The following is a 12,243-nucleotide window of genomic DNA, read 5'->3' as shown; positions in this document are numbered from 1 at the left end:
GGCTGCTCCGGCCGCGTCGCGGCTAGACTGCCTTCGTGACCCACTACGACCTCGCGATCATCGGTACCGGTTCCGGAAACAGCCTCATCACCCGCAGGTGGGCCGACAGGAAGGTGGTGCTCGTCGACCGCGGAGCGTTCGGCGGGACGTGCCTGAACCGGGGCTGCATCCCCACCAAGATGTACGTCTATCCCGCGGACCTCGCGGCTGCGTCGGGGGATGCGGCGCGGCTCGGCGTCGACCTCTCCCTCGAGGGGGTGCGCTGGCAGGACGTGCGGGACCGGATCTTCACCCGGATCGACGCCAACTCGGCCGATGCCCGCTCCTACCGGGCGGACCAGCCCGAGTACGTCACCCTGATCGAGGATGATGTCCACCTCGTGGGCGAGAAGTCCTTCCAGACCTCCTCCGGTGAGGTGATCTCCGCCGATCAGCTGGTCATCGCCACCGGATCCCACGCCATCCGGCCGGACATCCCGGGTATCGATCTTCCCCAGGTCCACACCTCCGACACGATCATGCGCCTGCCCGACCGGCCCCGGCGCCTCCTGATCAAGGGCGGGGGGTACATCGCCGCCGAGTTCGCCCACATCTTCGGCTCGTTCGGCACCGAGGTGACCATCACCGTCCGCTCCGGGACCATGCTCCGCCACCTCGACGAGACCGTGTCCACGGTCTTCACCGAGCAGGCCGCGCAGCAGTGGGACGTCAGACTCCGGACCGCCGTCACCGGGCTGACGGCCAACGACGACGGCAGCGTCACGGCGCGGCTCGAGGGCCCCGACGGACAGAGCGACCTCGAGGTGGATCTCGTGCTCGTCGCCGTCGGCAGGGCACCGAACACGGACGGGCTGGGTGTCGAGGAGGTCGGCTTCGACCTGCACCCCGACAGGCGGCTCGCGGTGGACGAGTACCAGCGCGTGCTGCGCGCCGGTGAGCCGGTGGAGGGCGTGTGGTCATTGGGCGATGTCAGCAGTGCCCACCAGCTCAAGCACGTGGCCAACCACGAGGCCCGGACGGTCGCCCACAATTTGCTGCACCCCGATGAGCTGCGCGCCAGTGACCACCGCTTCGTCCCCGCTGCCGTCTTCTCCCACCCGCAGGTCGCGGCCGTGGGCCTGACCGAGGAGCAGGCGCTCGCCTACGCCGAGACCAGTGGCGTCCCGGTCGTCACGGCGGTCCAGCAGTACGGCGCGACGGCGTACGGGTGGGCCATGGAGGACACGACGGGATTCGTGAAGCTCATCGCCGAGCAGCCGACGGGCAGGATCCTCGGAGCCCATATCGTGGGGCACGAGGCATCACTGCTCATCCAGCCCATTCTTCAGGCCATGTCCTTCGACCTCGACGCCTACTCGATGGCCCGTGGCCAGTACTGGATCCATCCGGCACTGACCGAAGTGGTCGAGAATGCGCTCCTGAAGCTCAGAACGAACCGCGAGCTGCTGCACCCCTAGATCTGCTGCACTTCTAGGAGTAGATGGCCTCCACGACGTCGGAGTAGTCCTTGAGCACCTGGGCGCGCTTGATCTTCAGCGACGGCGTCAGGTGACCCGTCGATTCCGTGAAGTCGGTCGTGACGATCCGGAACGCCTTGATGGCCTCCGCACGGGACACCGTGGTATTGGCGTCGTCGATCAGGCGCTGGATCTCCTCGAGGAGCTGCGGCAGCTCGGCGGCCTCGCTCGTGCTCGTGTCCTTCGGGATGCCGTGCCTCTCGAGCCAGCCCGGCAGGGCCTCCTCGTCGAGGGTGATCAGTGCCGAGACGAAGGGGCGCTGATCACCCACCACCACGCACTGCGAGATCAGGGCATCGGACCGGATCGCGTCCTCCAGCACCGCGGGGATCACGTTCTTCCCGCTGGCGGTCACGATGATCTCCTTCTTGCGCCCGGTGATGCTCAGGAACCCGTCCTCGTCCAGCTGACCGATGTCGCCGGTACGGAACCAGCCGTCCACGAAGGCCTCGTCCGTCAGGCCCGGACGGTTGAGGTAGCCCTTCATGACGCAGACACCCTTGGCGAGGATCTCGCCGTCGTCCGCGATCTTCACCGCGTTGCCCGGCAGCGGGAGCCCCACGCTGCCGATCCTGACCCGCTGGGGGGTGTTCACCGTGATCGGCGCCGTCGTCTCGGTCAGGCCGTATCCCTCCAGCACCAGCAGACCGATGCCGTGGAAGAAGTGGCCCAGCCGGTCCCCGAGAGGCGCTCCACCGGAGACCGCGTGCTGCACGCGCCCTCCCATGGCGGTGCGGATCCTGCCGTAGAGCAGGCGATCGAAGACGGCGTGCTTGACCCGCAGGGACAGCGGGATCCTCCCGGCCTGCTCGGCCCTAGACCACTCGATCGCCACCTCGGCGCCCCTGTGGAAGATCCTTCCCCGGCCGCCGTCCTCGGCCTTGAGCATCGAGTTGTTGTAGACCTTCTCGAACACACGGGGTACGGCCAGGATGAACGTGGGTCTGTAGCTCTGGAGGTCGGGCAGCAGATTCTTGATGTCCGGGGTGTGGGCCACGGTGGCGCCGACGGCCACGCACAGGACCGAGATGAAGCGGGCGAACACATGGGCCAGCGGCAGGAACATGATGGTCTGGCCGCCCTCGCGTGCCACTTCGGGCAGGGCCGCACCCGCATTGTCCGAGAGCTCCACGAAATTGCCGTGCGTCAGCTCGCAGCCCTTCGGTTTGCCCGTGGTACCGGAGGTGTAGATGATGGTGGCGACGTCGTCGAGCCCGGCTCGATCGCGGCGTTCGGCGAGCGTCTGCTCGTCGGTGCCCGCTCCGGCGGTGCGCAGCGTGTCGAGTCCGTCGCCGTCGAACTGCCAGACGTGCCGCAGGGAGCCGATGTCCTCCAGCTCGACGGCCTCGCGCACCACGGCCTCGTGCCGGGCGGATTCGACGAACGCGGCGACGGCGCCGGAGTCGCTCAGGATCCAGGCGACCTGCCCGGGGGAGGAGGTCTCGTAGACGGGAACGGAGACGGCACCGGCGAACCAGATGGCGAAGTCCGCCATGGACCACTCGTAGCGCGTCCGGGCCATGAGGGCCACCCGGTCCCCGGGTTGGACACCCGAGCTGATCAGTCCCTTCGCGATGTCCTCGACCTGCCGGCGGAACTCGGTGGCCGAGATGTTCTCCCACTCACCCGAGGAACCCTTGACCGCGAACAGCGCAGGGTCGGACGGCTTCGCCGCCTGCCGCATGACCAGTTCCGTGGTGTTCGTCTTGCGGGGGACGTCCACGAGGACGGGAACGCTGATGTCGCGCACGATAGCTCCTTCGGTATCACTTCGACCGGTTGCCTCAGCCTATAGGCTCCTCCGCTTCCCCGACGCTCCCGTAGGGTGGAGCGTCAGCGCGCGTGCACGGCGCCCCGGCACCAGGACAGGAGTCCCTTCCGATGAATTCCGGCCCGGTCCGACGCCGGTTCCTGCGGACGCAGGACGAAGCAGGGAAGGAATCACGCCTTGTGTTCCCACCGGGTGGGCGGGCCGGGGGCGCGGGCCCGGTTCGCCGGGCCGGACGCGGGCTGTCGGTCGGGGTCGACATCGGAGGCACCAAGATCGCCGCCGGGGTGATCGACGGGCACGGCACCGTCCTGGCCGAGGTGCGCCGTCCGACACCGGGCCATGATCCGCGCGCCGTGGAAACTGTCATCACGCAGCTGGTCCGTGAGCTCTCAGCCGGGTACCGCATTCGTTCCGTGGGTGTCGGCGCAGCAGGCTGGATGGATCCCACCAACAGCACGGTCCTGTTCAGCCCGCACCTCGCCTGGCGCAACGAGCCACTGAGGCGGAGTCTGGAACAGCGTCTGGGCCGTCACGTGAGTCTTGCCAACGACGCCGATGCCGCGGCGTGGGCGGAGTGGCGATTCGGAGCCGGTCGGGGCGAGTCGCGCCTCGTGAGCATCACGCTCGGCACGGGCATCGGGGGCGCCATGGTCATGGACGGCCGCGTGGAACGAGGACGCCACGGGATGGCGGGGGAGTTCGGACACCAGATCATCGTGCCGCAGGGTCGCTCGTGCGAGTGCGGTAACCGCGGCTGCTGGGAGCAGTACGCCTCCGGCAATGCTCTCGGTCGCAAGGCTCGCGACCTCGCTGCCGCCCGTTCGCCCGGGGCCCGGGCCGTCATCGACGCGTCCGCCGACGGGACGCCGATCACGGGCGCCCTGGTGACGGAGCTCGCGCTCGCCGGTGATGCCGCCTCGCGCGCACTGGTCGACGACGTCGGTCAGTGGCTGGGCCTGGGACTGGCCAATCTCGCTGCGGCACTGGACCCGGGGACCTTCGTGATCGGCGGCGGTCTGAGCGGAGCAGGTGATCTCCTGCTCGAACCCGCCCGCCGCGCGTTCGGCGAGAATCTGACGGGGCGTGGTTTCCGGCCGGCTGCGCGTATCGAGCCGGCCGCGCTCGGACCTGCAGCAGGGCTGATCGGAGCAGCCGATCTGTCCCGCCTGCCGCGGCGCCTCCCGGCGCCGCCGGGCAGCACGGGTCGCTAGACTTCTGCGCCGTCGTCGCCGATGTCGCGGTGCTGGGGCAGCTTCGTGACGAGGTACCCGGCGCCGGCCAGGAACAGCGCGAGAATACCCAGCGTGGCCGCGAGGGGTGCGTCGCGCCAGAAGAGCGCGAACAACAGGAGCGTGATCGGCCCACCCGCTGCTCCGATCCACGCCAGGATCGTCAGCGGATCGCCGGCTCCGAGGGGCGGCGGCTCCTCGGGCACGAAGCCCTCGTCGGGTTCCAGGCCCTCGTCGTCGTCGGATTCGGGCACCACATGGTCCCGGGGGCCGGACCGCCTCAGCGGCTGGTTCCGGAAGATCGCATCGGCGCGCTCGCGATCCGTCGGCCCGGCATCATCGTTCGGGCCGGGCTCCGGCTGGGGGGTGCCGTTCCCGGGCGCGGGATTCGCGGGTGTTCCCTCGAGGCGTGCCACGAGGTCCTGCCAGACGGCGTCGTCGGTCGATTCGTTCGGTTCCTGACCTCGAGGGCCCATACTCTGCTACCTGCTGTCGGGGTACTGCAGCCTGGGGTCGGATCACTTCCGCCCGGCATCCTGGGATTCGAGAGGGTGCTGATCCAATCGTGGACACACCGTCGCGCTACGTCAACCGGGCCTGCGTGTCGCGCACGGGAGTGCGCAGGCCCGGTCCGTCGCCTCGCACCGACGTCGCATCGGCCAGGGCGCCCTAGAGTAGGCTTCCACAGGAAAAAGCGGGTGGCATTCGACGTGCCGCGGCGATGATGCAGGAGGCGGGCGGCGTGTTCTATTGGGTGATGAAGCGGATCATCGTCGGTCCGCTCCTGAATCTCCTGTTCCGGCCCTGGGTGAAGGGACTCGACAACATCCCCGCGTCGGGGCCTGCGGTGATCGTCAGCAACCACCTCTCCTTCTCCGACTCGATCTTCCTGCCGGTCGTGGTGCCGCGACCCGTCGCCTTCCTCGCCAAGTCCGAGTACTTCACGGGCAGGGGAATCAAGGGCAGACTCACCGCGCTGTTCTTCCGCCTCTCGAACCAGCTCCCGATGGATCGCTCGGGCGGTGCGGCGTCGTCGTCGTCCCTCAGCGCGGGCATGGACATCCTCAACGAGGGTGCGATCCTCGGGATCTACCCGGAGGGGACGCGCAGTCCGGACGGGCGCCTGTACCGGGGGAAGACGGGCGTGGCGAAGCTGGTCCTGGCCACCGGGGTGCCGGTCATCCCCGTTGCCATGATCGGGACCGACAAGGTCCAGCCGATCGGGCGCCGGATCCCGAACATCCGCCGGGTCGGCATCATCATCGGCGAGCCGCTCGACTTCGCCCGGTACGAGGGCCTGGAGGACGACCGATTCGTACAGCGCTCCGTCACGGACGAGATCATGTACGAACTGATGCGGCTCTCGGGCCAGGAGTACGTCGACGCGTACGCGAGCACAGTCAAGGAGCGACTCGCCGCCGAGAAGGCGGCAGGACGCAAGACGCCCAGACCGGGAGCGGACACTCGCAGGGCCGCCGTGAGGATGCCCAGCGGGACAACCGATCCCGCACCGGGCGCGGTGACCGAGATCGGCACCCGGCCCCAGGAAACCACGGCATCGGCCGATCCGGCCGGGAACACCTCCGGCAATACCGCCGGCGGTCCGGGATCGGACACCGCCGGAGTCGCACGCAGCGGAGGGCCGAAGAAGCGCCGGTGGGCCAGGCGCACGTCGCCCGACCAGTAGGGCAGGTCACGCGCCGAATCGTAGCGCCGACCGCCAGCCGGTAGAATTTCCCTGTGACTGATTCCCTTGCCCCGGCCCTTCCGCGCCCCGCGGATCCTGCTTCGACCATCGACGGCCTGGACGCCTGGCGTTCGAAGACAGCAGCGCAGCAGCCCGCCTGGCAGGATCCGGAGGTCCATGCGTCGTCGGTGAAGGAACTCTCGAGCCTTCCGCCCCTCGTGTTCGCAGGAGAGGTGGACGTCCTGCGGGAGCGCCTCGCCGCCGCTGCCCAGGGCAAGGCCTTCCTGCTGCAGGGCGGGGATTGCGCGGAGACCTTCGACGGTGCGACGGCCGACAAGATCAGTGCCCGCGTGCGTACCATCCTCCAGATGGCCGTGGTCCTGACCTACGGCGCCTCCCTCCCCGTCATCAAGATGGGCCGGATGGCCGGGCAGTTCGCCAAGCCGCGCTCCTCCAACGACGAGACGCGCGACGGTCTCACGCTCCCGGCGTACCGCGGCGACATGGTCAACGGGTACGACTTCTCCCCGGAGAGTCGTGGCCACGACGCCTCCCGGATGGTGAAGGCCTACCACACGTCGGCGTCGACACTGAATCTCATCCGCGCGTTCACACAGGGCGGCTTCGCTGATCTGCGGCTCGTCCATCACTGGAACAAGGGCTTCACGGCCAACCCGGCGCACTCCCGCTACGAATCCCTGGCACGCGAGATCGACCGCGCCGTCCGTTTCATGGACGCGTGCGGCACCGACTTCGATGCGCTCAAGCGCGTGGAGTTCTTCGCGAGCCACGAGGCTCTCCTCCTCGACTACGAGCGCGCCCTGACGCGAATCGATTCACGGACCTCGCTCCCGTACGACACCTCGGCCCACTTCCTGTGGATCGGGGAGAGGACCCGCGACATCGACGGCGCCCATGTCGAGTTCCTCTCGCGGGTGCGCAACCCGATCGGGGTCAAGCTCGGTCCCTCGACCTCGGCGGACGACGCCCTGGCGCTCATCGACAAGCTCGACCCGGACCGCGAACCGGGGAGGCTCACGTTCATCACGCGCATGGGTGCCCGGAACATCCGGGAGAAGCTGCCGCAGCTCGTCGAGCGTGTCACCGCCTCCGGTGCGCAGGTCCTCTGGGTCACCGACCCGATGCACGGCAACACCCTCACCTCGCCCAACGGGTACAAGACCCGTAACTTCGACGACGTCATCGACGAGGTCCAGGGCTTCTTCGAGGTGCACAAGGCACTCGGGACGTTCCCGGGCGGAGTGCACGTGGAGATGACGGGCGACGACGTCGCGGAGTGCCTCGGAGGTGCTGACCCCATCGACCAGGACGCCTTCGCCGAGCGGTACGAGTCCGTCTGCGATCCACGCCTGAACCACATGCAGTCCCTCGAGATGGCGTTCCTCGTCGCGGGTGCCCTGGCGAAGATCTGAGCCCAGGCGTGTGTCCTCGTCCGCTGGTCGACCGATGGAGCTCTGACCGGCGCCGATGAGCCAGCCGCTCGTCACCACGAGGGCGCCGAGGAGGATCAGCAGGACCGCGAGCAGCCAGGCCGAGCGTCGCGCCGTCCTGCTGTGCAAGGACTTCTCGGGTCGTTGGGCCACCCGTGCCTGCTGCCGCCTCGAGAGGTGCCGTTCGGCAGACCCTGCACCGCGCGGTGCGTGCACTGATGTCCCGGCGGGCCTGCCAGGTTCCACCTCGCGCACCGGCAGTGCCCTGGTGGCCCCCGCTCGCGGCGCTGCGGCGGCTGAACCCGCGAGCGGGGGACGGCCCGGCAGCGACCCGAGGACCCGGGTCTCGTTCCGGTTCCGGCCGATCACGTGGGTCTCGTCCGGGGGCGCTCCGGACGGCAGCTGTGGCAGGACCACGTCCGTGGGCTGGTCGCGCACCGGGTGCACCGCGGTACCGGCGGGGGAGTGGTCCAGTTCCTCGTCCGTGAGGGTGGCGTGGATGTGCCGCAGTTCGCCGAGAAGCGCCGCGCCGTCGATCGGGCGTTTCTCCGGTTCCCTTGCCGTGCACCACTGCACCAGCTCGTCGATGTCCGGCGCCAGTCCGGGCAGCAGGACGGAGGGTGCCGGTACATCGGTCTGTGCGTGCTGGAGCGCCACCTGGAAGGAGGACTCCCCCGTGAAGGGCTGCGCTCCGGTCAGGAGCTCGAAGGCCATGACGCCGATCGAGTAGATGTCGCTCTGGGCCTGCGCCGGACGACCGAGCACCAGTTCGGGCGGAAGATAGGCGGCCGTACCCAGGAGAGGTGCATCCCCGGTGGACGCCGACACTGCACGGGCGAGGCCGAAGTCGGCGATCTTGATCTGCCCGGTGTCCGAGAGCAGGACGTTCTCGGGCTTGAGGTCCCGGTGGATCAGGCCGGCCTCGTGCGCCGCCGCGAGTCCCTCGACGACGGGATCCAGGAGCTGGAGGGTGCGGCGCGGAGTGAGCCTGCCGTGCTCGCGCAGAAGATCCCGTAACGTCCTGCCGCGGACGAACTCCATCACCAGGTAGGCGACGGGCGCGTCATCGCTGTCGTCCACGCCCTGGTCGAGAACGCCGACGACATGCGGATGGGACAACCGGGCGGCGGATTTGGCTTCCTGCTCGAATCGCTCGACGAAACCCGGTTCGTCCGCCAGGTGGGGGTACAGCACCTTGAGCGCCACGCGTCGGTCGAGGCGACGATCGGTGGCCACGTACACGGTGGACATCCCGCCGCGGGCCACCCTCGAGTGGACGAGGTAGCGCCCGTCGATGGTTGCGCCCTCGAGGGGGTCCTTCCGTTGCTGGTGCACCCTACGATCGTAAGCGGGTGCGACGACACCGGTGGGACCACCGCAGGAGAGGACGAACCTACCGGAAGTTCTCCTGGTGCGCCTTGACAGCCGCGACGTACTGCTTCGTGTCGTCGAACATGCCGCGGGCCGTCACGGAGGACTGGCCCTGGTAGTAGGAAGCGATCGCGAGGTCCAGCGAGTCGCTCGTGCGGATCAGGGACCGGATGATGGCCACTCCGGCGGTTGCATTGTCCCTCGGGTCGAGGAGATCGAGCGGGCGACCCACCAGCTCGCTCGCCCAGGCACCGGAGGAGGGAATGACCTGCATCGCCCCGATGGCGTTGGCGGGAGAGACAGCGCGCTGGTCGAACCCTGATTCCTGGAAGGAGAAGGCCAGCGCCAGGCTGGGCTCCACCCCCATGGAGCGCGCCGTGTCGGTGACGATCTGTTGCATCTCGTCGCGCGAGGGAACGGGGAGGGACTCCAGCGCGGCCTTGCTGGCGTTGGCATCCGACACGACCTGCTCGGGGTAGGTGTGTCCGAGGAAGGTCGCGGGGACGGGATCGACTGGCGCAGGAGCGGCGGACACGGGCTCGGCGGCCGGGCCGCGCGCGGCATCGCCGCCGGGCAGCACGAGTTCCTGGCCCGGATGGATCAGGGAAGTCATCGACAGCTCGTTGACGCTCAGGAGGGGCCCGAGGGGCACCTGGTTCCTGGCCGCGATCGCAGTGAGCGTATCCCCGGCCGCGACCGTGTAGGTCCCAGCGGGAGCCGGTCCGACCGACCCGGGGGAAGGGGAAGCGCTGACGGTGATCTTCTGACCCGGGCGGATGATGGTACCGGCGTCCATCCGGTTCAGCGTCAGGACGGCCTCCGTCGACAGGCCGTGCTGCTCGGCGATGGCGGTGATCGTCTCGCCCTGCCTCACCGTGTGGTGTCCGTCCGTGGTCATCCCGGTGGTCATCCCGGCGTGCCTGGCGGGGACGGACGCGGTGACACTGATCGCCTGCGACGGAACCTGGACGGCAACGAGGTCCGCCGGCACGATCCTCCCGGCCTTGAGCTGACCGACGGGCGAGCCCGTCAGCTGGGTGATCGGTGCGTGCTGGGGCGGTGCTGCCGACGCCGGCCCTGCGAGGGCGACGGAGGACAGGACCACGGCCGGAAGCGCGGCGGCGGTCACGGCGACGTCGAGGAGGCGTGGGCCGCCGTCGAGGTCCTTCCTGCGGACGGTGTGCTGCTGTACGTTCGGTCGTTGGTCGCTCATGTGTCGTTCCTCGTCTGTTGGCGGCTGAGCCCGCGCGGACGCGCATTCCCCGGGCTGCTCGCACCGGGCGGGAAGGCGCAGGTGGGACCATCGGGGCGTGAATTCACGATGCTGCTGATCTTGCAGGGCTTGCTGCTGTTCCCGGTGTCACGGATGCAACCCGAGAAAATGTACACGAGTCGCCGACCGGCACGCGGGACGTTGCCCGGAGCGTCCCGGGTGCCGGAGCAGGTGGAGTTGACTGCCGGAGCATGGCACGCTTGGTGCGTGACTGACATAGAACACCTGGTTCCCGCCTGGCTCGATCTCCCTGCGGTAGCAGAAGTCCTCGATGTGCCCATCACGAGGGTGCACTCTCTCATCAACGACAGGTCCCTGGTCAGCGTGCGGATCGGCGAGCGCAACATCCGCAGCGTGCCGGCCGAGTTCCTCGTCGAGGACGCCGTCCTGGACAGCCTCCGCGGGACGGTGATCGTCCTCGTGGACTCCGGCTACGAGGACGAGGACATCATCCGCTGGCTCTTCACCGAGGATGCATCACTGCCCGGCCGTCCGATCGATGCCCTGCGCGAGGGTCGCAAGACGGAGATCCGGCGTCGGGCCCAGGCCGCCGCCTGGTAGCAGGGCACCGGCGGCCTGCAACGCCGTCAGGCCGTTCGGGTCACAGCGGCTTCGGCCAGCCGGCGGAGCGCCTCACGGCTGATCGCGTCGGTGGGTAGCCGGGTCAGGGCGTCGAAGGCCTCCGCCGACTTCCGGTCGATCAGCGCCTCCGTGTGCGACAGTGCGCCGCTGGCGACGATCGTCGCGCGCAGTGAGGCGATCGCCTCCGCGTCCAGATCGGTGTCCCCGAGCATCGCGTTGATCCTGGTCGAGGAGTCCTTTGAACTCGAACGGAGAGCGCGGGCTATGAGGAAGGTACGTTTGCCCTCGCGCAGGTCGTCGCCGGCAGGCTTTCCGGTCACCTCCGGATCACCGAAGACTCCCAGGACGTCGTCGCGGAGCTGGAACGCCTCCCCGAGCGGAAGAGCGAAGGCGGAGTAGGCGTCCAGGAGCGCCCGGTCGGCTCCGGCGAGGGCACCGCCGAGCATCAACGGCCGCTCTATCGAGTACTTGGCGGACTTGAACCTCAGGATGTTCAGAGCGCGCTCCTCGGCGAGCGCCGGCGTCTGGTCCGGACCCACGGCCTCCTCGAGGAGATCCAGGTACTGCCCTGCCATGACCTCGGTGCGCATGCGGTTGAAGATGGCTCGTGCGCTGGTCCTGCCCGCCCGGGCACACGATGCGTCGGAGCTCGAGGCGTCGAAGAGTTCCTCGCTGAAGGCCAGGCAGAGGTCACCCGCGAGGATCGCCGCCGAGACGCCGAAGCGTTCCGCGTCCAGATGCCAGCCGGCATCGGCGTGCCGGGCGGAGAACTGCCTGTGCACGCTCGGCCGACCGCGTCGGGTGTCGGAGCGGTCGATGACGTCGTCGTGGATCAGGGCGGCGGCCTGGAAGAACTCGAGGGCGGTGCCGGCGATCACCGGGGCCGGGGCTCCGGGTGTGCCACTCGCAGCACGCCATCCCCAGTAGCACAGCAGGGCCCGCATGCGCTTGCCGCCACTGGTGAGGGTCGCGATGCTCGAGATCAGGGGTACCGATTCGTCCGAGATGGCGCCGAGCACGGCGAGCTGCTCCTGGAGGAAGGTCTCGATCGTGGTGGTCAGCGCGGAGCGGAAAGCGTCCTGCTCAGCCGTGATGCCGGCCGGGATCCCACCGGGGACATCAGCATCGGTACCAGTAGTGATGTCAGGGGAGGTGCCGGCAGAGCCGGGGCCGCCCTGGTCGGGGGTGGCGTGAGGGGACGGCATGGATCTCCCGGGCAACTCGGTAGGGCGGTGTCCATCCACTCTAGCCGCAATGCCGTGTAGTTAAGCGGAGGGCGGGGTGGTCAAGGAAGCTCGGTGTTGGGCGTGTCGCCGCTGGTGAGGCAACGGAACTCCGGTAAAGAGGGCATCGACTAGAACA

Annotated in this window: 9 protein-coding genes and 1 pseudogene; 5 read left to right on the top strand and 5 right to left on the bottom strand. The window is 68.9% G+C overall.

Annotated features, from left to right (window positions below; translation table 11 throughout):
- The first annotated feature begins 35 nt into the window (after nt 1-35).
- Nucleotides 36-1,457, top strand: coding sequence for a mycothione reductase (locus E8P82_RS13780; protein WP_136455631.1), 1,422 nt, complete (start codon nt 36-38; stop codon nt 1,455-1,457).
- Nucleotides 1,458-1,470: 13 nt separating this feature from the next.
- On the opposite strand, the gene E8P82_RS13775 is transcribed toward E8P82_RS13780, so the two are convergent.
- A complete protein-coding gene (locus tag E8P82_RS13775; RefSeq protein ID WP_136455630.1) occupies nt 1,471-3,267 on the bottom strand; it encodes an AMP-dependent synthetase/ligase in 1,797 nt (598 codons plus the stop codon).
- A gap of 131 nt (nt 3,268-3,398) precedes the next feature.
- On the opposite strand from E8P82_RS13775, the gene E8P82_RS13770 reads away from it, so the two are divergent.
- Nucleotides 3,399-4,499, top strand: coding sequence for an ROK family protein (locus E8P82_RS13770; protein ID WP_136455629.1), 1,101 nt, complete (start codon nt 3,399-3,401; stop codon nt 4,497-4,499).
- Here the strand turns inward: E8P82_RS13770 and E8P82_RS13765 are convergent.
- Nucleotides 4,496-4,993, bottom strand: coding sequence for a hypothetical protein (locus E8P82_RS13765; RefSeq protein ID WP_136455628.1), 498 nt, complete (start codon nt 4,991-4,993; stop codon nt 4,496-4,498). The genes E8P82_RS13770 and E8P82_RS13765 overlap by 4 nt on opposite strands.
- A 266-nt stretch (nt 4,994-5,259) precedes the next feature.
- Between E8P82_RS13765 and E8P82_RS13760 the strand changes: the two genes are divergently transcribed.
- Complete coding sequence (locus E8P82_RS13760; RefSeq protein WP_136455627.1) at nt 5,260-6,204, top strand: lysophospholipid acyltransferase family protein; 945 nt, start codon at nt 5,260-5,262, stop codon at nt 6,202-6,204.
- 53 nt (nt 6,205-6,257) lie between these two features.
- Nucleotides 6,258-7,637: a class II 3-deoxy-7-phosphoheptulonate synthase gene (locus E8P82_RS13755; protein WP_425456038.1), complete on the top strand. Its 1,380-nt coding sequence runs from the start codon at nt 6,258-6,260 to the stop codon at nt 7,635-7,637.
- A gap of 615 nt (nt 7,638-8,252) precedes the next feature.
- On the opposite strand, the pseudogene E8P82_RS13750 reads toward E8P82_RS13755, so the two are convergent.
- Both E8P82_RS13750 and E8P82_RS13745 read right to left on the bottom strand, forming a co-directional pair.
- Nucleotides 8,253-8,906, bottom strand: a pseudogene (locus tag E8P82_RS13750) (protein kinase domain-containing protein); the annotation flags it as partial.
- Nucleotides 8,907-9,048: 142 nt separating this feature from the next.
- Nucleotides 9,049-10,239: a LysM peptidoglycan-binding domain-containing protein gene (locus E8P82_RS13745; RefSeq protein WP_136455626.1), complete on the bottom strand. Its 1,191-nt coding sequence runs from the start codon at nt 10,237-10,239 to the stop codon at nt 9,049-9,051.
- 267 nt (nt 10,240-10,506) lie between these two features.
- Between E8P82_RS13745 and E8P82_RS13740 the strand changes: the two genes are divergently transcribed.
- Nucleotides 10,507-10,860, top strand: a complete 354-nt coding sequence (locus E8P82_RS13740) for an Rv2175c family DNA-binding protein (protein WP_136455625.1) — start codon at nt 10,507-10,509, stop codon at nt 10,858-10,860.
- Nucleotides 10,861-10,886: 26 nt separating this feature from the next.
- On the opposite strand, the gene E8P82_RS13735 is transcribed toward E8P82_RS13740, so the two are convergent.
- On the bottom strand, nt 10,887-12,086 hold the full coding sequence (locus tag E8P82_RS13735) for a polyprenyl synthetase family protein (protein WP_136455624.1): 1,200 nt from the start codon (nt 12,084-12,086) through the stop codon (nt 10,887-10,889).
- Nucleotides 12,087-12,243: the final 157 nt, after the last annotated feature.

Source organism: Arthrobacter echini (assembly GCF_004803505.1).
Lineage (GTDB): Bacteria > Actinomycetota > Actinomycetes > Actinomycetales > Micrococcaceae > Arthrobacter_D > Arthrobacter_D echini.
Note: the sequence above shows the minus strand (reverse complement) of the source record. Positions and strands in the feature narration are given on the sequence as shown.